Origin of the sequence: Bradyrhizobium sp. AC87j1 (assembly GCF_002936975.1) — a bacterium.
Classification (GTDB): Bacteria; Pseudomonadota; Alphaproteobacteria; order Rhizobiales; family Xanthobacteraceae; genus Bradyrhizobium; species Bradyrhizobium shewense.
On the sequence record NZ_PTFE01000016.1, the window covers coordinates 68,405 to 92,241 of the forward strand.

The following is a 23,837-nucleotide window of genomic DNA, read 5'->3' on the forward strand; positions in this document are numbered from 1 at the left end:
CAATCTTTGCCGTTCCCGACGTAGACGGTACCGCCGCCAGCTCCGCCCATGCCGGCGAAGAATTCCTTTCGAAAGCAGAGTTAAGAAGATCAGCTCAACGGCTTGATCGCTGCCATTGAGGCTGACGATCGCCTTTGCGCCCAGGGCAAACAACAACCAAAATCGCAACCAACTTCGGATAACCTCAGCGCGTCGGTCTACTTGCCAAGCATACGATCGCCCAATGGACATTATCCGCCAAAGCTATCGAGAATTTCAGCTTTGATTGCGGTTGCGGTGTACAGGGAAATCTCCAGCGGAAGGTTTCCGAATGCAACCTGGCAAAGCAAGTAGTTTGCACCTGCCACTTCCATCTGCTGAAGAAGGAGCTGTCGGACCGAAGTTGGCGTTCCAACGACGCACAATTCGCTTTCAAGTGCTGCATCAAAGGTCAGCGGAAGGGCGGGCGGTGTCGGAATGTCATTCAGCTCGTAGAGGAACTTAAAGCTTTCCAGCCATCGCCGATACGCAGTTTCGGCCGCCGCATGAGCGTCCCGATCAGACTTCGCAATCACGACCATGCGGGCCAGCCCGAGAAATGGCTCGCGGCCGTATGCGGCTGTATTGTGGGCTCGATGGGAGCGGTAGGCGTCCGTAACGTTCCGGACAACACGGGCGGGGCCTATGCACGCCAGATTGGCGCCATTTGCAGCGGCCCACTGCGCCGACTCAGCCCGATTGCTCGCGATCCAGGTAGGCGGATATGGACGTTGATGAGGCCTCAACGTTAAGGGTATCTCGCTCAACTCAAAGTGGCGTCCCTGATAAGATAACGTATGTCCCTTCAGCGCAATATTCAGGATTTCACTGGCTTCCGTATAACGGCTTTGTGCGGCGTCTGCACTGATGCCGAAGAAGCCCCATTCAATCGGCTGTGAGCCGCGGCCTATCCCGACCTCGAGCCTGCCGCCGCTCAATTGGTCAAGCATGCAGATCTCCTCGAACGCGCGCAATGGATGATAAAGGTTGAGCAACAGGACGAGCGGACCGAAGCGTAATCGCCGGGTGCGCTGCGCGACGCTCGATAGAAACAGGTTCGGCGAGGGCCCCCTGCCATGAGGTGTGCAGTGGTGTTCGGCCAGGTGATAGGCGTAGAAGCCGAGCGAGTCGCAGACCTCGATCAGCTTGAGACGATCTTCATATTGTCGTGCGGCATCTCGGCCGTCGTCATCCAAATGGTCGAAAATGCCGCACCTTAATCTTGAAGGAATGCCACTCTTCACTCGATCAATCTCCGGTTATGGGTCAGATGTCTGTTGCTTCATGGCCGTCGCGCTCAAAGAGGTCTCGTTCGTCATTCGACCGCTTAGGCCGCTTCTCTTTGGGGGGCGCGGATCTGAGCTTGCACAATGTGAGTGGTCACGCGAATGCGCAGATGGCAGTCCGGCCGCACCCTTGCTAGACGTTCCCGAAGCGCCTCCACAGCGAGCATGTGCTCGACCAGAAGCATCGTTAGCCGCTTCAGAGGTCCTGTGCATGCGAGGCAGATCAGCTCCGCACGGCTACTATTTGTCTATCATCGGATGTAGCGTCTCCTTCAGCTCGACATCGGGTAGCTCTGCGAGCGCTGCAACGAAAGCAAAGAACGCTCCGAAAGCTGCAAGTATAAGAGAGCTTGCGAGTATCGCTGCTCCAACGACCTGAGTGCGTCTCATCACCGGTGTCACTTTGGGTTGGGGGAGACGGCGTTGATGCCAATCAGTTCTGCTCGACAGTTTCAACACGGCCGTCTCGCCAGCGGTAAACCAGAAAGCCAGGAGCCGCATTGTCTCCCTTTGTATCGAACCGGACTGGGCCAATCACGGTATCAGTCGGCCGTGAACGAAGTGCGCTGGCGACGCGCATAGCATTGAAAGAGCCGGTTCGGTTCACCGCCTCTGCCCATGCTTGCACGGCTGCATAGGCGTAAAGCGTGTAGCCTTCGGCGGACAGGTTGGAAGCTTTGAGTTTGGCCACCACGCCGGCCGCATCGGCATTCCTAGCGGGGTCCGGCATGAAGGTAAACAACGTGCCATTTCCAGCGCTGCCTGTAATGGCCCAGAATTCAGAGGTCATCAACGGATCGCTTGCCATGACGATGAGTCCCGCTTTTGCTTCCGACGCCTGGCGTACAAACAATCCGATTTCGGTGTGATAGCCGCCGATATAGGCGACGCGCACCCGATCCTTCTTCATTCTTGAGACCAACGCCCTGTAATCCTTTTCACCGGCTACATAGCTTTGGCGAATGACTTGTTCACCGAATCTCCGAAGCTGTGCTTCAACGACGTCGGCGATACCCTTGCCGGCGGTGCTCTTGTCGTCGAGCACTGCGATCTTGTCGTTGGGGAAGTTCCGGTGAATGTACTCTGCGGCAACGATGCCCTGTTGGTCGTCGCGGCCGCAGATCCGAAAGACACTCTCAAGGCCGCGTTCTGTTAGCTGAGGATTTGACGAGCCTGGTGACATCTGAATGATGCCTGCTTCTGCGTAAATCCCGGAGGCCGGGATCGACGAGGAAGAGCAAAAATGGCCAACGACCAACCGGACCCGCTCCGTTGTGAGCTTATTCGCGACTGCGACAGCCTGCTTCGGGTCGCATGCGTCGTCGGCGACACTCAATATCACCTTGATATCGAGAAGTAGGCCAGAAGCGTTCAACGCCTCGACCGCCACAGCCGCACCATCGCGCATTTGCGCGCCGAAGGCAGCGCTGCTTCCGCTCATTGGCCCAACTACGACAATATTGACCTCGGAGCCGCGCGCAACCGAGGCGAGGGCGCAGAAGAGAAGCGCTGCACTCGCAGCAGAAGCGTAACGCCCACTTAACATTGTAGAGCTCCCAATGCTCACCTGAAGTGAACCGCCAGCAGCTGTAATCAGACGCGCCTGCACGTTGAGGCTGTCTGACAAGCGAAGCTTGCGTGAGGCCGGCCAGATTGCGACCACGGTAGAACTTACAATTTGACGTTACGTGCGGTTCAAGGCCGTTTTGAAGGAGCCTCGATCAGTACGTCAGGGAGCGCAGATCGACGGGGACATGACGACTGTCCGGCTCGAATCCAAAGAAACCGTCGGCCCGCATCAGAGCCGCCGATCGACCAAGCGTCATCGCGTTTTCAGATTGCCAGGGCCGATCTGCAACGCGGTGCGGAGCCGGCCGTGAGGACGTCAGTACGGCTGATCTTCCAACCCGCCAAGGGCGAGATCGAGATATTGCATGAGGCAGGGGTCCCAACCAGCCAGACTACGGGGAGCGCTTAATCGTGCAAGTACCTTCAGGATCATCGAAACGCGTGAATCGGCGCCGGCGATTTCGCTGATCAGCAAGCGTGCTGCAACTGCGACAGCTTTTGCCCGCTCGCCGCAAGGATGCTCGCCCCGATCCATGCAATCACGCAGGTCGTTGCGGATCCGCCGCCACCGCTCCTCGCGATCTGCAGCTAACTTGCAGGTGCATCGGGACGTCTGATTATGCGTCTCGACCCGCGACATGGCGTTGAGGGTGGCAGGCAGCTCATCCACACTTACCTGGATATCACTGTCGATGGTCATGTTGCGCAAGCGATCTCGCAGCAGAGTTGCTCGAGCGACTTGAATTTCTATCCGCTCTAAATGCTTGCGTAGAAGATCGATAAGTGAGGTCGTGCCCTCCATAGCTTTACGGATCTCGACAAGGGAGAAGCCAAGCTCACGTAGCGCACGGATCTGGTGAACCCGTTGCACGCTTTCGCGGTCGTACATCCGGTGGCCGCCGTCAGTACGCTCTGAAGCCGCTAGTAGCCCGGTGTGCTCATAATGATGCAGCGTGCGCACCGTTACTCCGGTCGCCTCTGCAAGTTCGCCAATGCGCCATCGACGCCTTCGTGGTGTAGCTTTGCTCATGTTGTTCAATTTCAAAGCCTACAACCTGACGTCACGTGTGATTCAAGCTATTTCAAAGCTCTAGCTGGATCGTCTTCCATTCCAGCGCGTGGGAGGTGACTATCCTCAGAATGGCGGGGGATCAACCCTGAGGGGAAATGGTGATCAACAAGTTCGTTAGGCATGCCAGTCGAGCCTCGCCAGCCGCTGTACGCTCCAGGATGAGTTTGGCGATTGCTGTGCGATTTTCCGGACTTCGCATCGATGGGGGTAGCGCGGTGACCGCACTATCATAAAGGCGTCCTAGGACGGAAAGCTCTTCCGGATCGAATACGCCGCTGCATTGCTTCAACGTTCAGCTCCTTGTTTGTCATTGCGTCATGGCAGCGCACGTCGTCAAGACGTTTGGCTGCGATAGGGCCAAAACAAGTCAGACCCGCGGCGCGGAGCGACGAAGATGCGATGTACTCCCAGGTGATGCGACAGGGCAACACGGGTGCGCGATGCTTGCTTTGACAGCGCAAGAGATCGCGGTCATGTGCATGATCGATGACCACCACGGCGGCCACGGTGCGTGATGGTACGACTCCGAAGAAACCGAAGCGTTTCCGCTCATCGGGAGCCACTACTGATTCGGAGAGTTGACGAGGGCAGCCCAGCGGCGATTGTGCTGTATCGCGGCAGGTGCGCCCTGCGGCCGGGTGCAACGTAACTCCCTGTCTCTAAAACCAGGCCAACAGTCTGAGCCGCCGCTCGCACGTCGAGCCTATTGCCAACGTGCGAAAGACCTACACAACGTCGTCATGATAGCCGTCCGCTGCGACGATCCTTATAGAGCGATTATGAATTCGAGCGAGGCGATCCTGAATTGTCTGCGCTGAGGTTCGCGGATCTTGCGTACGTCCTTACGAAAACGGCGAGACAGATCATGCGAAATCTCCGGCAGTATCCGCTCGTTCCGAAGCGCAGATGATGGAGGGCTCTTCTCCCGTCACCATGCGGCTAGCCTCCTGCAACAATATCTCTCGCATCCACAGGCTTTCCGGGTCGCTATTGTCAAGCACGGGCCATTGGACCGCCTCAGTGAAGGCGGGGAATGGCTGCGGGAGCTCCGCAATGCGAAGGGGCATCGTTCTTTGGAAATGCTTTACGAGCCCTAATGGCATCGTCCCTATGCGGTCCGTGCCTACCAGCAGGGGCGGGATCATGCTGAAGCTCTGCACGAGAATGTCGATACGCCGGTTCAGACCGAGATCGAGTAAAAAGGATTCCTCGACCGGCGTCTTGCGCGCAGCTCCGAGCTTAACCGCCACGTGGCCCATCGACATGTACCGATCAAATGTAAGACGCCGCAGTAGTTGCCTGTTCGTGCGGCAACCTACGCAGACGAGTCTCTCCTCGAATAGGGCCGCCCTGGGGTGCGCGCTGGACATGAATAATTCGGGCAAGATAACAAAATCGACTTCGCCGCGGCGGAGTAGCTCATCCTGCTCATCGGTGAGCGCGACCAGTTCGAAGCTGACGGCGGGTGCTTCTCGCGCGACGCGCTCCACGACATTTCGAAAGAATACGACTGTTATAAAATCAGAAAGGCCGATCCTGAATCGCCGGTTCGATCGAGCTGGATCGAACACGTGTCGCGCGATGATTGAGAGCTCAATGTGCGTTAGAGCCTCGCGCACAGGACCTGCGAGTCCTTCCGCGCGTGAGGTCGGGACAAGTTCCCGCCCCCTCATCCCAAACAGCTCATCACGGAAGTAGGAACGCAGCCGGGCAACGGCTGCGCTCATGGCAGGCTGACTAAGGTTAATCTTGCGTGCCGCTGCGCTGAGGTTGCGCTCAGTCATTAGAGCATCCAGCGCGACGAGAAGATTTAGATCCAGACCTTTGAAACGCATGTCTACTTATCCGGCATGAACGGGATTGCGGCGCATACAACGAGCGGTGACCGCTGCGTCTGGAGAGATCCTATTGGCTTGCCCGAATGGACATCGTTCCGTCCTGCGATCGCGAAAAGACGCTTGTGAAAAGACCGCAAAAATGGAAAGCAAGGCGGTAGGGCGACCAGCAGCGGCCGGAAACCGTCAGGAATCCCGAAGTTGATCGGTCTCGCCGCTTCCGGCGAGCTACGCAACAGGACCCGGTCAGTTGGGTAATGGCAGATGAACACAGCGTCCGGCCAGCGCCGTGAGTTCGCCAAAGCCCAGTCGACGGCCGCGTAGCGCAGCGTTAGTCACAGCGGCCAACCTACAACCTGACGCAGTGTGTGGTTCAAGCGATTTTATCGGGCAAGCCAAACATTATTGTGCTGGAGGAGGCGTGTTCTGCCGCGATAGTGCCGGGCGTCGCCTGTTTGTAAGCGCGTAGCCGCCACCCTATGGACGCAGGCTTGACGCTTTGCGGAATCGGATGGCCCTCGATAATGGCCTCGAGGGGTTCGGTGATGTAGGCGGCCGGGTCGACGTCGTTGAGCTTGCAGGTGGCAACGATCAAGCAAGGCCCAATTTTCAGCCCCGACCCCATGCCCGGCGAAGAGAGCATTTGTTCTGGTCAGGCACACTGGCCGGATAGCGTTCTCGACAGTGTTCGTGTCGAGCTCGAGGCGTCCGTCTTCGAGGAAGCGGGTCAGCCCTTGCCAGTGATTGAGCGCGTAGCGGATGTCCTCGGTGAGTGTCGAACCGCTGGAGAGTCGACAGCTGCTTGTCGAATCAAGCTTTAACGCGGCGACCATGGGCAGCGAGTGCTCCCTGCGCGCGGCCAGCCGGATGTCCGGCGATGAGCCGCGTACCATGGCTTCCATGGCGTAGAGCTGTGCGATCTGCCGTCGGCGGGCCTCGGCGATCGGCGATGTGCTGTTACAGGCCAATTTGACCAAGCGCCGGCGCAAATGGCTCCAGCAATGCACGAGCGTCCATGGCCCTTGTGGTCGAGCGACTTCGGTCATCCGGTCATAACCGTCATAGGCATCGCATTGCAGGAAGCGTTCGCAAAAGCCATTCAAACTGCTCCGCGAAGGCACCGCTGCGACCGGGGGCATATCGGAACAGCACGATCGGCGGACTTGGGCGGCTGTGGCCGCGGTAGTCGGAGACGATCGCCCAGAAGTAGCCCTTCTTCGTTTGGCCTCGCCCGGGATCGAGCACCGGCGCCGTGATTTCGTCCATGAACAGACGATCCGCCATGGCCAGGCGGCGGCGCATGTGGTCCGCGATGGGCTGAAGATGGAAGCAGGCGCGGCCGCAGTGTCGCCCGATCAAGCCCTGGCGCGCATAGATCTCTGCCTGACGGTAAAACGGCGTATGGTCGCCAAACTTGGAGACGATCACGTGCGCAATGGCCGCTTCGGTCGGCGGCCCGCTGGGCACGACGTGCTCCGGTGCGCGCGCCTGCACGACACGGCCCGAGCAGCGGCGACAGATGTATTTCGAGCGACGCGCGTGTCGGCGACGATCCGGGCTCTCTCAGCTTCCGAACGCACAAGGCGCCCTGACGGTCCTTCAAGAACCTCTAGCCGGCTAACGGGCCTTACCGACGAGCCGTCCAAATGGGCGTCCCTTTTGCTGCCCAATCCCATCCAAACCTCCGTTCCAAGCCGGAGGGTTCTTCGCACATTCAATCTAACTCTGAGGCCAGGGTATCGGCTTCGCGCTTACGCCTGTTTGCAGTGCAAGCGCATCAAACCTCACCTGCGAGGTCACCACGCGCACCACTCGGCAAGTCTTCGCAACCGATCGCCGTCTCTGGCAGCTTCGCCCCAGTCACGTTGAAGTGGCGAAAGCGGCCGAGCAGGTCGAAGGATTGTTAGCGTATTTGGAACGTGCCGGGAGCGGCATATGGTGAGCCTAGCAGCGCCTGCGAGTTGGAGGCTCCTGATTCCCAGATGCCATGTTAGATGCTTCCTCCAGCAATATCCGCCGCATCCAAATGCTCGCCGGGTCGGTATTGTGGAACGCAGGCCACTGCACAGCCTCGGTGAATGTGGGCAGGGGGAGCGGTGGCTCGACGATCCGCAGTGGCATCCGCTTTTCGAAGTGTTTGGCGAGCCGTAAGGGCATTGTGCCGATACGGCCTGTGTCCAACAATATGGGCGGAATCAGGCTAAAGCCCTGCACAACGATCTCAATGCGTCTCTTGACGCCGTGCTCAAGCAAAAACCATTCTTCGAGGTTTGGTCTGAGCGCCCGTCCGAACTTCGCCGTAACGTGCCCCATTGAAATGTATTTCTCGAACGTAAGCTGCCGCGAGAGCTGCTTGTTCTCGCGGCATCCCACGCATACGAGGGTCTCCTCGAACAGCGTCGCCTTAGGATGCGCGCTCGACATGAACAGCTCCGGCAGAATGAGAAAATCCACCTCGCCCCGGCGGAGCAGCTCATCGGGTTCATCGGAAAATGGCAGCAATTCGAAGCGCACCGCCGGAGCTTCCTGGGCGATACGGTCCACAATTTGGCGAAGAAAGACGATCGTCATGAAATCGGAGAGAATGAACCTGAAGCGTCGGCTCGACTGAGCAGGGTCAAACGCGTCTCGCGATATGATCGAGAGTTGGATGTGCAGAAGGGCCTCGCGAACCGGACCTGCAAGCGCCTCCGCGCCAGGTGTCGGGACAAGCTCGCGACCTCTCATGGTAAATAGCTCATCGCGGAAATAGGTGCGCAGCCGCGCGATCGCCGCGCTCATAGCGGGCTGGCTCAGGTGAATTTTGCGCGCGGCCGCTGTGAGGTTGCGCTCCGCCATCAGAGCATCGAGCGCAACGAGAAGGTTTAGATCAAGTCCCTTGAACCGCATGTTGTCAGTCTATCCATCGTGTGGATGTAATCCATCGAAACAATCGATTTTACCAAATTGCGGGATGTTAGATAGCAAACATCAGTTTGCAAAAGTAATCAGGCATACCATGATGGCTGCTGCTCGTTCACGCTGGCTCAGAGAAAAACTCCTGGACGTGCGAGCAGCCGGCACATCCGCTTCGAGGGCGGCTATGGACGCGCCGTGCGAGCCGCGTCGCTTCTTCTCGGTGCGAAGCTCACTCGATCGAGCCGCCAGGCAGATCTCCATAAACCTTGGTATGCGTGTTTCATCCGTTTCCATATTGGAGGTTTACCCGCGTACACTTGAGAGCGCGTCCAGCCGCATTCTAGTGTCGCGAAATAGCGGCAGGCGCAGATTGCGGATGCCAAGTAATTCAGGCGACTCTCCAAATGGCTCGCCTGTCCACAGCATTCAGGGCGTGTCGAAGATGCACATGAGGCAATTTGATCTGATGCCACTAGGATGCGGCGTCGATGAGGCTCCCCGCATCGAAGGCCTGCCCGCAGACGTCAAAACGTCGACAGCGATGCTAGACGAGACGGAGAAGCTCCGTGGTGCAGACAGATTCGGGCTAGTCCAATCGCCTCGTCGGCATCTTCCGGGATATCCCGCGCAGGGCATTGGCCGGATGACGTGTGCGAACCATGAGATCGTTTCGTCGCGAGCGAAGGCGCGCGGCGTGGCGCAGGCGAGGAGTGCCGCGCTCCGACGGGTCATGGCAGCTCAGTTCAGTATTGATCAGCGGTTCGACGACTAGCGTGCTCACGTGACCATCTCCGCTCATAATTGCACTGGCGCAAGGAAGCTCGCCATGAACATTGCCGTATCCCCGACTGCGGAAACTCCGTCTGCACGCGCTCAAGTGCAGTGGAGTCGTCGCTGGGAAAGCGAATTGCAACTCGCCGATCATGCCGAACTCGCCGAGTTCTTCCGCAAGAGTTACGGGCCGACCGGTGCGTTCAATGCGCAGCCATTTGAGGGCAACCGAAGTTGGGCCGGTGCAAGACCTGAGGTCCGCGTAATCGGTTACGACGCGCGCGGGATAGCTGCTCACCTCGGGCTACTACGCCGCTTCATCAATGTTGGTGGGGTCGATCTTCTCGTGGGCGAACTGGGGTTATACGCGGTGCGTCCGGATCTTGAAGGCCTGGGAGTCAGCCATGCAATGCGCGTGATGTATCCGATGCTGCATGAGCTTGGGGTTCCGTTCGGCTTTGGCACGGTTCGGCCTGCGCTTGCGAAACATATGACCCGATTAGTCGCAAGGCAGGGGCTGGCCACCCTCATGTCTGGCATTCGCGTCCGCTCCACGCACCCGGATGTCTATCCCAATTTGCCGCCGATCCGGATCGAAGACGTGATCGTAGTGGTTTTCCCGGTTGGATGCTCGATGAGCGAGTGGCCGGCCGGCACGATCATCGATCGGAACGGGCCTGAGTTGTGAAAGAGCGTTTCCCCCTATCTGCTGTCCGATGCGACTACGCTGACGGGAGCGGAAGTCGCCCTGTCTATTTGACCTTTGATGATGGGCCAAATCCATTTTGCACGCCGGAGCTGCTCGATGTGCTGGCCCAACATCGGATTCCGGCGACGTTCTTCGTGATCGGCACGTACGCGGCCGAACAACCTGAACTCATTCGACGAATGATCGCGGAAGGGCACGAGGTTGCGAACCACACCATGACGCATCCGGATCTATCCAAATGCAGGCCAGCGGAGCTACGTTATGAAGTGCTGACGGCGAGCGAGGCGATCCGTTCGGCGTGCCCGCAGGCCTCACCCAGGCACTTGCGAGCGCCATACGGCATGTGGACACATGATGTGCTCGCGGTGTCGGCGAGCGCTGGTCTCACAGCTGTGCACTGGTCGGTTGATCCGAGAGATTGGTCCCGCCCCGGGGTTGATAGAATTGTGAATTCGGTACTGGCGAGCGTTCACCCGGGCGCAATTGTGCTCCTGCACGACGGATATCCTCCTGATGAGGAGGGACCGTGCACTGATGCCACGCTGCGTGATCAGACCACGATCGCGCTGTCACATCTGATCCCGGCACTACAACGGCGCGGGTTCGTAATCCGTCCACTCCCTCAACTTCACTGAAAAAAACACCCTATGGACCTACTCGCTACAACCAGTGCTGTCACTGTTTCGTCTTATGCGCTGCTCTCGACGATCTACAAGAGCGCGCAAGCGCTCTATGCCCAACCGGCGATGAACTCATCGCTGCCGGACAATCTGGGGCTATCGGAGGCGGTCCTTCCCAGTGTTGACGTCATCGTACCGTGCTTCAACGAGGATCCAATCACGCTCGCCGAATGTCTGGAGTCGCTTGCGAGTCAAGACTACACCGGAAAGCTGCAGGTTTATGTGGTCGACGACGGATCTGCAAATCGCGATCTTGTCGCGCCTGTACACAAAATCTATGCGAACGATCCGAGGTTCAGCATCATCTTGCTGGCAAACAACGTTGGAAAGCGCAAAGCGCAGATCGCCGCAATACGCAGCTCATCCGGTGACCTGGTCCTCAACGTCGACTCGGATACGATACTTGCCGCTGACGTTGTCACGAAGCTTGTATTGAAGATGCACGACCCGCAAGTCGGTGCGGCCATGGGTCAGTTGATAGCGAGCAACCGCAGCCAAACCTGGCTGACCAGGCTGATCGATATGGAATACTGGTTGGCATGCAACGAGGAGCGCGCGGCGCAGGCGCGTTTCGGTGCGGTCATGTGCTGCTGCGGCCCATGTGCCATGTATCGTCGCTCCGCGCTCGCTTTGCTACTTGATCAATACGAAGCGCAATTCTTTCGTGGGAAGCCGAGCGATTTCGGCGAGGATCGCCATCTAACGATCCTCATGCTCAAGGCAGGATTTCGAACCGAATACGTCTCAGACGCGATCGCAGCAACGGTCGTCCCGGACGCCCTTGTGCCATATCTACGTCAGCAACTCCGCTGGGCGCGTAGTACTTTCCGGGACACGTTCCTTGCATTACGACTGCTGCCAGAGCTCGATGGCTATCTGACGCTAGACGTTGTCGGGCAAAATCTCGGCCCGTTGCTTCTCGCCCTTTCATCGCTGGCTGCGCTCGCACAGCTCCTTATCGTAGGCTCTGTGCCCTGGTGGACGGGATTGACGATTGCAGCAATGACGATGGTCCGGTGCAGTGTGGCATCCCTTCGTGCTCGCGATCTGCGGTTTCTGGGCTTCTCGCTCCACACACCGATCAATATCTTTCTCTTACTTCCTCTGAAAGCCTATGCGCTTTGTACCTTGAGCAACAGTGATTGGCTATCGCGCAAGGTAGCCAACGTGTCGGCGGAAGGGGAAAAGGAGCCGGTCATCCTGCAGCCGAGCGATGGACGAAGTCCTGCAAGTATGGGGGGAGCGTGTAGTACAATTCGTAAGACGGGGATTTCGCAGCGTCCATCGAGCCTGGCGGCGAAGAAGAGTGTTTGCGGTCGCGACCGTTCGACTGCCTTCAAATAGGTGATTGGCTCATGACCCTGGACACAAATCATCAACTGCTAGAGCGAGAGTTGGCTTTCGACGATCCATGGCGCCTCGACAGCAGTTCTTTCGAGCAGGAGCGATACGCGCAAATGCTCCGGATGTCGCATCGCGATGGAGATGTTGCGTATGCCCTCGAAGTAGGATGTGCAGCCGGTGCATTCACGGAGATGCTGGCGCCGCTTTGCGAGCGACTCACGGTGGTCGATGTCATGCCGCAGGCTATCGAGCGAGCGCGACGACGGACCAGGAAGTGGTCACATATCACGTGGGTGACCTGCGACATTCAACGGTTCTCCACCACTAGGCAGTTCGATTTGATCGTAGTGGCCGAGGTTCTCTACTACCTCAAGGACATTGTCGAGATGCATGCGGCCATCCGCAACCTGGTGAGTATGCTTGCGCCAAATGGAGCTCTGATTTTCGGGTCCGCACGTGATGCCACATGTCAACGATGGGGTCATACTGCTGGTGCCGAAACGGTGATCGCTCTCTTCAACGAGAGCCTGTCGGAGGTCGAGCGCCTGCATTGCCACACCGACTCGGTCAACGAAGACTGCTTGATCGTCCGGTTCCGGAAGCCGGGTCATTCGTCAGAACAATCAAACGTCGGTCACTAGACCAGGGGATCGTATGCGCATCTGCGGCATCAAGTTAACACATGACGGGGCAATAGCTGTCGTCGAGGACGGGCAGCTTGTCTTTTGCACCGAGCAAGAGAAGCGCGGCAACAGTCCACGATATCAATCCGTCGAGAACCTCGATGCAGTCGTGCTCGCCTTGGCGGAGCATGGCCTGGATCCGCGGGATATCGATCAGTTCGTGATCGACGGCTGGGATGGAGAGATTGAGTCGCAGTTCCAGGTCCTAAGTGGCGCTGTGCCGATCGCGCTCAAAGGGGCGCCATATGTCGAGCGCCATGCTGAGGGCGTTCTTGATTCCGTCGACGGCTTTGGCCTGATCCTCGGAGGCAAGGCCTTTACATATAAGAGCTACCCGCACGTCACGGGCCATGTCGCGTCAGCATATAGCACTAGTCCCTTTGCAAGTGCGGGAAAACCCGCGTTCTGTCTGGTATGGGACGGCTGCATCTTTCCACGTCTTTACTATGTCGAGCCTCGGGGGGCACGGCTCATTGCATCCCTATTTCCGATGATCGGCCACGCCTATGCTGCCGCGGGCCTTCACTTCGGCCCTTATAGGCAGCCGAACCGCTCCAATTGGGATTTGGGCATCGCCGGCAAGCTGATGGCTTACATCGCGCTTGGCTCTGTCGACGAAAGCATCGTGACGGTGTTTCAGGAGCTCTATGAAAAGCGCTTCGCCGATGACACGGAGCAGGCTCGTCGCTACCGCGCTGACATCAACAATGCGGAATCGTCGCTGGCAGCTATGCACGACTTCTTCGAGGCAAGCGCATTGCGCCTGACGGCCAAGCGAGCGGAGGACGTCCTTGCGTCGTTTCATGTGTTCGTGGAGCGTCTTCTTGTCAAGGAAATGGCGATGGTTCTGTTGCGACACTCGTCGCTTCCGGGAGCGCGAAATCTATGTATCGCCGGAGGTTGCGGTCTCAATATCAAGTGGAACAGCGCGCTTCGTGCGGAGGGATTGTTCGATGACGTTTGGGTGCCGCCGTTTCCGAATGACAGCGGCTCGGCAATCGGCGCTGCTTGCGGCGCGATGGCGGCGCAAAATGGCTTCGGGCCATTGGAATGGTCAGTTTACAGTGGTCCGGACCTGCAGGACAGCGAGCTTCCGCCGGATTGGGAGGCGGCGCCATGCAGTCTGCGTGAACTTGCGGCGATTCTCGCCGACAACAAGCCGGTCATCTTCCTTTCCGGGCGCGCCGAGCTTGGGCCGCGGGCGTTGGGCGGCAGAAGCATTCTTGCAGCGCCGACCTCCCCGTCAATGAAGGATCATCTCAACGACATCAAGCGTCGCGAGCACTTCCGGCCGGTGGCGCCGATCTGTCTGGAGGATCGGGCGCCAGAAATTTTCAACCCCGGTACGCCAGATCCTTACATGCTTTTCGACCACCAGACCCGGGCGGAATGGCGCGACAAGATCCCTGCTGTGGTCCATCTGGACGGCTCGGCGCGGCTGCAGACAATCTCTCGCAACTCTCCGCACAAGGTCGCCGCGCTTCTCGTCGAATTTGAGCAACTCACGGGGATTCCGCTGCTCTGCAACACGAGCGCGAACCTCCACGGACGGGGATTCTTCCCGGATGCTGCCGCGGCTTGCCAATGGGGGCATGTTGAGCATGTGTGGTGCGACGGCCAGCTCTGGACCAAAACGGTCGTTAAGAAGCCATCGTCTGCTGAACGACTTCTTTCAGCCTAAGATGAACATGTCCACGGTAGCGATCGACCTTGCCGGCGTGAGAAAATCATTTGGCGATAAGATCATCGTCAATGAGCTGTCGTTCTCTGTTGCGCGCGGAGAATGCTTTGGCCTTCTCGGGCCGAATGGAGCTGGCAAGAGTACGATTGCCCGTATGCTCCTCGGCATGATTTCGCCGGACGCAGGCAAGATTACGGTGCTCAATGAGCCTGTCCCTTCCCGCGCTCGTGTGGCGCGTGTGCGCATCGGCGTGGTGCCGCAGTTCGATAACCTTGAACTGGAGTTCACCGTACGAGAGAATCTGCTGGTGTTTGGTCGCTACTTCGGCATGAGCGCTCGCAAGATCGAGGCGGTCGCCCCCTCGCTCCTTGAGTTTGCACGCCTCGAAAGCAAAGCGGACACGCGCGTCGCCGAGCTGTCCGGTGGTATGAAACGGCGGCTGACGCTGGCGCGTGCGCTAATCAATGACCCGCATCTGCTCGTGATGGACGAGCCGACGACTGGTTTGGATCCGCACGCCCGCCACCTGATTTGGGAACGTCTGCGAGTTCTGCTTGGGAGGGGCAAGACGATTCTCCTGACCACTCACTTCATGGAAGAGGCCGAACGTCTGTGCGATCGGCTGTGTGTCCTCGAGGGGGGACGCAAGATCGCCGAAGGCAAGCCGGACGGCCTGATCGATGAGCATATTGGCTGCAACGTGGTCGAAATCTATGGCGGTGATCCACATCAGCTCTGCGAGTTGGTCAGGCCGCATGCACGGCACATCGAAGTGAGTGGTGAGACGCTCTTTTGTTATGCGCCATATCCGGAGCAAGTACGCGTGAAACTGCGCGGGCGAGCGGGCCTTCGTATTCTGCAGCGCCCCCCGAATCTCGAAGACGTGTTTTTGCGGCTGACCGGGCGCGAGATGGAGAAGTGAGCGATGGGTGAAAGTTATGCGGCGGTGATGCCCGCTAACGCGTACAATTGGGTTGCGGTATGGCGTCGGAACTTCCTAGCATGGAAAAAAGTCGCACTTGCATCGATTCTCGGCAACCTCGCAGATCCTATAACCAATCTGTTTGGCCTCGGCTTTGGCCTTGGACTGATCGTGGGGCCCGTTGAGGGGACGTCGTACATCGCGTTCCTGGCGGCAGGCATGGTCGCGACCAGCGCCATGACGTCCGCGACCTTTGAAACCATGTATGCAGCCTTTGCACGCATGGACGCCAAGCGCACCTGGGAAGCAATCCTCTCCACTCAGCTCACGCTTGGCGACATCGTTCTGGGTGAACTGGTGTGGGCGGCCAGTAAGTCCGTTCTGGCCGGAACAGCGATCTGGATCGTCGCTGCCACGCTGGGTTATGCGTCATGGCCATCCATTCTGTATGCGATGCCAGTAATCGCCCTTACTGGCCTTGTCTTCGCCAGCATGGCGATGGTCGTCATATCTCTTGCGCCAAGTTACGATTACTTCGTGTTTTACCAGACACTTGTCCTCACTCCTATGGTGTTTTTGTGTGGCGCCGTCTTTCCGACGAGCCAACTGCCCGGCTCATTTCAACATTTCGCCGGCTTGTTGCCTCTCGCACATTCGGTCGACCTTATTCGCCCAGCGATGCTTGAGCGTGGCGCCGACAGCGCCGCCTTGCACGTAGGTGCGCTCTGCGTTTACGCGGTCTTGCCCTTCTTCGCGTCGACAGCACTATTTCGTCGCCGGTTGATGCGTTGACGTGAGTTCAGCGAAAATGGAGAAAGTCACATCGATGCAATGTCACGATGCGTTCTGCGGTAGCTCGGGATGACCTGGTCTGTCACAGCAACTGCTGCAATGGCCTTAAGAGGCCCAGATCGAGCAAGGTCTACGGCCGCCTGTTCGGTCGAACGGTGCGGACGCCAGCACCGTACTTTCTGAGCGCTAGTCGCTAGGCGCCGAGATGGACTTTGCAAAGTTGTGTTGTGCTGTCTGACCCGCGCAACCGATGGAGCGTGACTGTAAAGATTAGATAGGTGGGACGCAGTTGGCGTTCTCGGCATGATCATATGGAGAACGGGATGTTGTGCCTGGGAGTGAGTGGCGGACTTGACAGAGTCTATGAAAGCTCGCCGGAGCTGCCGAATACATTTCTGCACGATGGCGCTGCGGTTCTTGTGCAGGACGGCCGCGTGATTGCTGCTGTCGAAGAGGAGCGCCTCAACCGCGTCAAGCACTCCAACAAGTTCCCGAGCAATTCGATCCGGTACTGCCTCTCTACCGCAGGGGTTGAGCTCGGCGAGATCGACCGTATCGCGTTCTACGCGACTGAAGCCTACTGCAATACCATGCTCGAGCGTCTTTCTGTTTCTCAGCCCGTTCCGTTGGACGCCAAACTGTTGCTGCGCCAGCTGCTGGCACGGGAGTTCGGCGCTGAGATCGATCCGTCGCGGCTTTCCTTCGTGAATCACCACGAAGCGCATGCCGTGAGCGCGTTTGCCATGTCCGGCTTCGAGCAAAGTCTCGTTTTTGCGATCGACGGCGGTGGCGATTTTCTCTCCGGCTTATTGGCGGTGGGGTCTGGCACCGAAATTGCGCAACTTGCAAGCTTCCCGGAACATAACTCCTTGGGGCTGTTCTATCTCGAGACGATCCGATATCTCGGCTACGGGTTGTTCGACGAGTACAAAGTGATGGGGCTTGCCCCGTATGGTGATCCCGCTCCCTATCGCGAGCTCTTCGCGCAGTTCTACGAGTTGCTGGAAAACGGTGGCTATCGCGTTCACCTGGATCGGATCGGTCCGGCCCTGGTCCGCAAGATCGAGGTTCGGCGAAAAAGAATGCCGTTCACCCAACAGCATCGAGATGTCAGCGCTTCGCTGCAGGAGGCGCTGGAGCGGATCGTGTTTCACATCCTGCGGCACCATCGTGAAGCGACGGGCATGACACGCTTGTGCTTGGCTGGGGGAGTAGCCCATAATTGCACGCTGAACGGTAAGCTGCTTTATTCCGGGCTATTTGACGACATCTTTGTTCAACCCGCGGCGCACGACGCCGGTTGCGCACTGGGCGCTGCGTTGATGGTGTCAAACGAGCTGGGCAGGCCGGCGCCGCGCGAGCGACTGCCGGACGTTTATTGGGGGCCCGATCTCGGCAACGAGCAAGCCGTCGAGCATGAGCTCAACGCATGGTCAGGCCACCTCGACATTCAGCGAAGTGATGACATAGCATCCAGTGCGGCAGACTGGATGGCAAATGGTGCTGTAATCGGCTGGGTTCAGGGCCGCTCTGAGTTCGGCCCACGTGCGCTTGGTAACCGCAGCATTCTCGCGGACCCGCGGCCTGCGGAAAACAAGGACCGCATCAACGCGATGGTCAAGAAGCGCGAGGGCTATCGCCCCTTTGCGCCATCTGTACTGGAGGAGGATGCAAGGGAGTTCTTTGAGCTCCCGGAGGGCACGCGGCAGTTCCCCTTCATGAACTTCGTGGTTCGTGTGCGTGAAGCCAAGCGTAACGTGCTCGGTGCAATCACGCACGTTGATGGGACCGCCCGGCTGCAGACAGTATCGCGCAAGACAAACCCCACCTATTGGGATGTAATTGATGCGTTCAAGAGGCGAACAGGCATCCCAGTTCTTCTAAATACCTCATTTAACAACAATGCCGAGCCGATCGTGGAGTCCGTGTCAGATGCGATCACCACGTTCTTGACGACTGACCTGGACGGACTTGTTGTTGGTCCTTTCCTCGTCAGGAAGCGACCAGCATCACTGCAGGATTGGAGTGCACTCGGCGTTTCATTGCCGCCGTATGCATCCCTTCATCGTGTTCGCTCCCACACAGCGCCAGATCGTCAGGAAACGGTCTGCGAGATCCGCACGGGACATTCCGACCACGATAGCACGCGCATCTCACATGAGCTGTTCGCGATCTTGATGCGGATCGAGGGCGAGGCGTCGCTCGGCGGGCTTCTCGACGCAACCATGCTGGACCAGGCCAAGCGTGAAGATCTCGTGAAGGAACTGCGGCTCGTGTGGGAGCTGCGGGGCGTTCGGCTGCATCCGCCGCGCGCGACTTGCGGCTGCAATAAAGTGCAAAGCGAAACATAGTCGGAACTCATGAGCATGGCCATGCCGATGCCTGCATGTGAAGAGGCGAGGCCATCCGACGCACGGGGGTGCATCGGGCCTCCGATTGAAATTGGGCACGTCGACGCAACACCGCTCGAGAAAAGACGGAAATTGTTGCGAGAACGCTGCCCATCACGGATAGCGCTGCTATGAAGTTCTACCGACGCAGCTCGCCGGCACCGCGATGTCAGACCGTGACGTCGGACAAGATGATACGTGAGATGTCTGCAATGACGTCTCTTGTCCAACCAAGAGCCCGGGAAGAGGCAATGCAGAGCGGTTCGAAGAATGATAGGTTCGTAGTTTCCCGGCGACGCACGGGGTTCGGCGACTGCCTGTGGTCACTGGCGGCAGCCTGGCGTTTTGCAAAGCAGACAGGACGGACGCTAGCCATCGATTGGCGGGGATCTTGTTATCTCAATGAGCCATCCATCAACGCCTTTCCAGTCTTCTTCGAACCGGTTCAAGACATTGGTGGCGTGCGGGTGATTTGCGACGACAAGATCAATCAGTGTTCATTTCCGGGACCATTCTTCCCGACATGGTGGAACAAGCCAACCATCGATTGCGTCTATCGCCCGGACGAGCAGATTTTCCGGGAGCGCGACGAACTCGATCGACTGTTCCAAAGTCACAAAGATAGTGACGCTAACACGGTTGTGTGTGATGCGTGTCTGATGTGGCGCTGCGATCAGGAGGCCGAACGACAGATCTTTCGGAGCATCAAGCCACGACCTGAAATTCAGGCTCGGATTGATGCTATCTACCAGGAGCACTTTGAGCCGTACAGCGTAATCGGCATTCATGTCCGGCATGGCAACGGCGAGGACATTATGGGGCATGCTCCCTATTGGGCTGACCCGGAGCGCGCCTTGCGACAGGTCTGTAATGCCATCGATAAGGCCAGGGTGTTACCCCACGCAAAACCTCTGAGGGCTTTCCTGTGCACGGACAGCGCGCTCGTCCTTGAGAAGGTCTCGACTATATTTCCTGATGTTTTCACGATCCCAAAACGGTTCCAGGCACCTCAGGCCGGCCCGTTGCACAACGCCGCGCTCGGAGCCGAGGGCGGCTTTTCCGCCCTCATCGATATGTATCTCCTTGCGCGCTGCGACACCGTGATCCGTTTTCCCCCGACGAGCGCCTTCACGCGCTATGCGCGTCTCTTTGCCCCACGCGTGATGGAATTCGATTTGAGCGATCCGAGCCGATTGATCCTGATTGAAGAATCCCCGCAAGAGCTCGTGGCTTTATGAAATTCGTAGCTCGCCTGATCGATCTGATTGCCGCTTTTTGCATCCAGAAGTATTGGCAGATCTTTTCGGGCCGGCAATTGTCTGCCCAAGGTGATGCTCTGTCCCGAACTTGCACCGGAGAACAGAGCGACGGGGGGTACGAATGCCTTCCGGTGAAGCTCGACGTCGACAACAATGAGCTTACGTGCGGCCGCCGCGGTAAACAGGTGTAACACGTCTTCGTCTTCGCCTCGGGGGGCGCAACTCGAAGCTAATCGGTGGTCGATCGCGGATGAACATACCGAAAGGGGTCTCCGTTCAGCCGGCGAGTTCCGTCTTGGCGGTCTGTACTCGCTGGTGCCAATGGGCGCTCTCGAGAACCACTATTCTGAGAAACATTCAGTTCGCCAGGTCGTGGTCCGGGAATCAATCCGCCCGGCGATGTGCCAGTGCTGGACACAGCAGAGCGGGGCGCGATGAAGTCGGCATCAGCTGTCCGCGAATCTAACGTACGAAGCTGGTAACGTCAGCTTTCGAGTTGAAGCGGCTACTGGCGGCGGCCGCTATCCTGATCGATCGTTGCCCGACGAGAGGGGCTGGCCACTTTTTCGGCTCTTCTGGTTGTGCGATCAGGAAAGAGAGCGCGGCTCGTAGCCTTGTCTTTACGAAGGTGAGTGTGCTCGCGACATTACTTAGCTGATGCGCCATTGCTGTCACAAAGCACACGCACCGTGTCTTGATGCCGCCAAACATTCCGTTTGCGCGACATTAGGACGCAAAACGCAAGCGGATTTACATGCATCGCAGTGGCCCAAATCCTGCTACGCGTGCGGCGCGCATCAGGAGAGGAGGCGGGCGTGGGTCTGGATCTGCCAAATGACGATCTAATCAGAGGCCCGCTGCCCGAAACACATTTGGCTTGCCCCTTTCAGGCCGATAAAGCCCGTACTCATGGCGGAGAACAGAAGGCGATGTTGCTCACCGGAGCATCGCGCGGAATTGGTCATGCCACTGCCAAGCTGTTCTCGGAGGCGGGCTGGCGCATCATTTCTTGCGCGCGTCAGCCGTTCGACGGCGAGCGATGCCCCTGGCAGGGAGGAAACGAGGATCATGTCGAGATCGACCTCAGCAATCATCGAATGCTGCCGCGCGCGATAAGTGAGGTCAAGAAGCGCTTGGCCGGTGCACCTTTGCACGCGCTCGTGAACAATGCCGGTGTCTCGCCGAAAACGCCGGCTGGCGATCGGATGACGTCGTTGACGACGTCAATCGAGACTTGGATGAGGGTGTTCCATCTCAATCTGGTGGCGCCGATCCTGCTGGCGCAGGGTTTGTTTGACGAGCTAAGAGCCGCGTCAGGGTCGATCGTGAATGTGACTTCGATTGCGGGCTCGCGGGTGCACCCGTTTGCGGGCAGTGCCTATGCCACGTCGAAAGCTGCGCTTGCGAGCCTTACACGCGAAATGGCCCACGACTATGCGCCGCATGGCATCCGCGTGAATGCGATCGCGCCCGGCGAAATCAGGACTGACATGTTATCGCCCGACACAGAAGCGCGTCTCGTGCCAAGTATCCCGCTGCGCAGAGTGGGAACCCCGGATGAAGTGGCCAAGGTCATCTTTTTCCTGTGCTCGGATGCGGCGAGCTATGTCACAGGGGCCGAGGTGCCTATCAATGGTGGGCAACATCTGTGAATCGGCTGGCCTTGGCGACACAGCTGACTTGAGCTGCAGCAGCGGTACGTATGTTCTTCGCTGACGACGCGCACGAAATCCGTAAAAATGAAATGAAGGCACACCGTAAGTTTACCGCCGTGCCATGAAAAGATGTCACGGTTCTATGTCATCTCGTCAACACTTGGCGTTAGATCGAGCGTGACATGCAAAACGAAGCTCGCCAACCAGGACAAGGTGCCAGGGAGGATGATCAAGACAACGGAGACCGCCTCATGCTGGATATCCCTTCCTCGCGCGAAAGACCTGCCTCGCAACCTGAGCCGGAGGGTAAGCTCTCGGCGGAGCCGTTGCGTGAGAGCGCGCTGACCGGCATCTTCGAAATATCAAAACTACTCACCGCTCCTTGTCGGCTCGAAGTCACGTTGGCCAACGTTGTTGGTCTTCTGCAATCGTTTGTGCAGATGCGACACGGCATCGTCTCGCTGTTCGACGACGACGGCATGCCGGACATTACAGTGGGCGCCGGCTGGAGCGAAGGCAGCGACGAACGTTACCGGATGCGACTGCCGCGAAAGGTAATCGACCACATCATCGCAACGGACATGCCTCTTGTCGCTGACAACGTGGCCGCCGAGCCGGTATTCAGCGCAGCCGACCGGGAAGTGCTCGGCGCCTCTGAGGATATGCCAATGTCGTTCATCGGGGTTCCGATTCGTATTGATCCGAAGGTCGTGGGTACGCTGACGGTCGACCGTATCCGGGACGATGGGTCGAGTCTCGGGCTCGAGTACGATGCGCGCCTGCTCGCCATGATCGCTAACCTGGTGGGACAAACAGTGAAGTTACATCGCTTGTTCGGCTGCGATGGCGAACGACTGATGGCGGAGAAGGACCGGCTGCAAAAGCAAGTATTAGAGCTTAGGCCACCCGCTCGTGAGCGCAAGAAGCTACACGCCCATGGGATCATTGGCGACAGTCCGGCGCTGCGCGGGCTGCTCGAGAAGATTGCGGTTGTAGCCAGATCTAATAGCACAGTTCTGCTGCGTGGCGAATCCGGTACCGGAAAGGAACTCGTAGCCAAGGCCATTCACGAATCATCGTCCCGCGCCAGGCGCCCGTTCGTTAAGCTGAATTGCGCGGCGCTTCCTGAGACCGTCCTGGAATCCGAATTATTCGGACATGAGAAGGGCGCCTTTACCGGTGCGTTCAGCTCGCGCAAGGGGCGCTTCGAACTTGCTGATAAGGGAACGCTGTTTCTTGACGAGATCGGCGAGATCTCAGCTCCGTTCCAGGCGAAGTTGCTGCGCGTTCTGCAAGAGCAGGAGTTCGAGCGCGTCGGCAGCAACCAGACTATTAAGGTCGATGTTCGAGTGGTAGCTGCGACCAACAAGAACCTTGAAGAGGCTGTTACAAGGAGCGAGTTCCGCGCAGACCTCTACTATCGCATCAGTGTCGTTCCATTACTGTTGCCACCGCTGCGCGAAAGACGAAGTGATATTCCGCTGCTTGCCAGGGAGTTCCTCAGAAATTTCAATAACGAGAACGGCCGTACTCTGACCTTGGAGGCGAGTGCGATCGATGTACTGATGAACTGCGGCTTTCCGGGAAATGTCCGCGAACTCGAGAACTGCATCGAGCGGACAGCGACGCTGTGCGCCGGATCATCGATCGTGAGAAGTGACTTTGCATGCTGCCACGGCCAGTGCCTTTCTGCGATGCTGTGGAAAGGCACGTCAGATGAGAGACCAGACCAGCCCGCACCCCTGGCAGCGGTGCCTGCAAAGTCCACCATTCCGCAAGCTCAAACGACCCAGCCGGTCCAGTCTGTCGGCGGTGAACTGGCCTCACTGGGGCCTCCCGGCACAGTTCTCGTTAGTGGCGCGAAGATGGCCGATCGCGAACGGGTGATTGCGGCCATGGAAAAATCTGGCTGGGTGCAGGCAAAAGCAGCGCGCCTGCTCGGACTAACGCCGCGCCAGATTGGCTACGCGCTGAGGAAATATGGAATCGAGATAAAGCGTTTCTGAACGATGACATCGGGCGGAACTGCTACCGCCAAATAGCTTTACGAGGACGATCTCCGATGGGCAATCTGATCGCAATCTGATGGAAATGGGTCCGCCCTCGGGGGCGACTTGACCCCGAGCGAAGGCACCGCGCCCGATTGCGGGACTGCTGTCGAAAGGCGGGCTTACCTGGTTCGATGAGAGAGGACTTGCGCGCGATGACATACTGAGCGTCACTTGCGGGCCATGCAATCGCGCACAGCTGCTGAACATCTAAAGCGTCATGCC

At 58.2% G+C, this 23,837-nt stretch carries 17 protein-coding genes and 1 pseudogene; 11 read left to right on the forward strand and 7 right to left on the reverse strand.

Annotated features, from left to right (window positions below):
* Window positions 1-230 precede the first annotated feature (230 nt).
* From CV770_RS11455 to nodD1, 7 genes and pseudogenes are all read right to left on the reverse strand, one after another.
* On the reverse strand, window positions 231-1,262 hold the full coding sequence (locus CV770_RS11455; protein ID WP_104462410.1) for an LLM class flavin-dependent oxidoreductase: 1,032 nt from the start codon (window positions 1,260-1,262) through the stop codon (window positions 231-233).
* A 475-nt stretch (window positions 1,263-1,737) separates the two neighbouring features.
* A complete protein-coding gene (locus tag CV770_RS11460) occupies window positions 1,738-2,931 on the reverse strand; it encodes a branched-chain amino acid ABC transporter substrate-binding protein (RefSeq protein WP_245453733.1) in 1,194 nt (397 codons plus the stop codon).
* Window positions 2,932-3,189: 258 nt separating this feature from the next.
* Window positions 3,190-3,903, reverse strand: a complete 714-nt coding sequence (locus CV770_RS11465; protein ID WP_201759805.1) for a MerR family transcriptional regulator — start codon at window positions 3,901-3,903, stop codon at window positions 3,190-3,192.
* A gap of 905 nt (window positions 3,904-4,808) precedes the next feature.
* Window positions 4,809-5,780, reverse strand: coding sequence for a transcriptional regulator NodD2 (gene nodD2 / locus CV770_RS11480; protein ID WP_104462414.1), 972 nt, complete (start codon window positions 5,778-5,780; stop codon window positions 4,809-4,811).
* Between the two features lie 373 nt (window positions 5,781-6,153).
* The gene (locus tag CV770_RS43255; RefSeq protein WP_245453742.1) at window positions 6,154-6,375 is read right to left on the reverse strand and encodes a transposase domain-containing protein; all 222 of its coding nucleotides are present in this window, start codon (window positions 6,373-6,375) and stop codon (window positions 6,154-6,156) included.
* A gap of 73 nt (window positions 6,376-6,448) precedes the next feature.
* Window positions 6,449-7,274: pseudogene (gene tnpC, locus CV770_RS44220) on the reverse strand (IS66 family transposase); the annotation flags it as partial.
* Between the two features lie 450 nt (window positions 7,275-7,724).
* The gene (gene nodD1, locus CV770_RS11495) at window positions 7,725-8,669 is read right to left on the reverse strand and encodes a transcriptional regulator NodD1 (RefSeq protein ID WP_104462415.1); all 945 of its coding nucleotides are present in this window, start codon (window positions 8,667-8,669) and stop codon (window positions 7,725-7,727) included.
* A gap of 835 nt (window positions 8,670-9,504) precedes the next feature.
* Here nodD1 and CV770_RS11505 point away from each other — a divergent pair.
* The 11 genes from CV770_RS11505 (at window position 9,505) to nifA (ending at window position 23,570) form a co-directional block, all read left to right on the forward strand.
* Window positions 9,505-10,137 (forward strand): NodA family N-acyltransferase, encoded by a 633-nt coding sequence (locus CV770_RS11505; protein ID WP_104462416.1) that lies wholly within the window; start codon window positions 9,505-9,507, stop codon window positions 10,135-10,137.
* Window positions 10,134-10,793 (forward strand): chitooligosaccharide deacetylase NodB, encoded by a 660-nt coding sequence (gene nodB, locus CV770_RS11510; RefSeq protein WP_104462417.1) that lies wholly within the window; start codon window positions 10,134-10,136, stop codon window positions 10,791-10,793. Before CV770_RS11505 ends, nodB begins: the two co-directional genes overlap by 4 nt.
* A 12-nt stretch (window positions 10,794-10,805) precedes the next feature.
* Entirely contained in the window at window positions 10,806-12,182 is a 1,377-nt protein-coding gene (nodC, locus tag CV770_RS11515) for a chitooligosaccharide synthase NodC (protein ID WP_104462418.1), read from the forward strand.
* 11 nt (window positions 12,183-12,193) lie between these two features.
* Window positions 12,194-12,823 carry a nodulation methyltransferase NodS gene (gene nodS / locus CV770_RS11520; protein ID WP_104462419.1) on the forward strand — a complete coding sequence of 210 codons (630 nt, stop codon included), beginning with the start codon at window positions 12,194-12,196 and terminating at the stop codon, window positions 12,821-12,823.
* A 13-nt stretch (window positions 12,824-12,836) separates the two neighbouring features.
* Window positions 12,837-14,546: a nodulation protein NodU gene (gene nodU, locus CV770_RS11525; RefSeq protein ID WP_104462420.1), complete on the forward strand. Its 1,710-nt coding sequence runs from the start codon at window positions 12,837-12,839 to the stop codon at window positions 14,544-14,546.
* A 1-nt stretch (window position 14,547) separates the two neighbouring features.
* Complete coding sequence (nodI, locus tag CV770_RS11530; RefSeq protein WP_104462421.1) at window positions 14,548-15,468, forward strand: nodulation factor ABC transporter ATP-binding protein NodI; 921 nt, start codon at window positions 14,548-14,550, stop codon at window positions 15,466-15,468.
* Window positions 15,469-15,471: 3 nt separating this feature from the next.
* Window positions 15,472-16,260 (forward strand): ABC transporter permease, encoded by a 789-nt coding sequence (locus CV770_RS11535; RefSeq protein ID WP_104462422.1) that lies wholly within the window; start codon window positions 15,472-15,474, stop codon window positions 16,258-16,260.
* Between the two features lie 323 nt (window positions 16,261-16,583).
* On the forward strand, window positions 16,584-18,611 hold the full coding sequence (locus CV770_RS11545) for a carbamoyltransferase family protein (RefSeq protein WP_146101275.1): 2,028 nt from the start codon (window positions 16,584-16,586) through the stop codon (window positions 18,609-18,611).
* Window positions 18,612-18,781: 170 nt separating this feature from the next.
* Window positions 18,782-19,888, forward strand: a complete 1,107-nt coding sequence (locus CV770_RS11550; RefSeq protein ID WP_104462424.1) for a nodulation protein NodZ — start codon at window positions 18,782-18,784, stop codon at window positions 19,886-19,888.
* An 836-nt stretch (window positions 19,889-20,724) separates the two neighbouring features.
* On the forward strand, window positions 20,725-21,561 hold the full coding sequence (locus tag CV770_RS11560) for an SDR family NAD(P)-dependent oxidoreductase (RefSeq protein ID WP_104462443.1): 837 nt from the start codon (window positions 20,725-20,727) through the stop codon (window positions 21,559-21,561).
* A gap of 254 nt (window positions 21,562-21,815) precedes the next feature.
* Window positions 21,816-23,570 (forward strand): nif-specific transcriptional activator NifA, encoded by a 1,755-nt coding sequence (gene nifA / locus CV770_RS11565; protein ID WP_245453736.1) that lies wholly within the window; start codon window positions 21,816-21,818, stop codon window positions 23,568-23,570.
* Window positions 23,571-23,837: the final 267 nt, after the last annotated feature.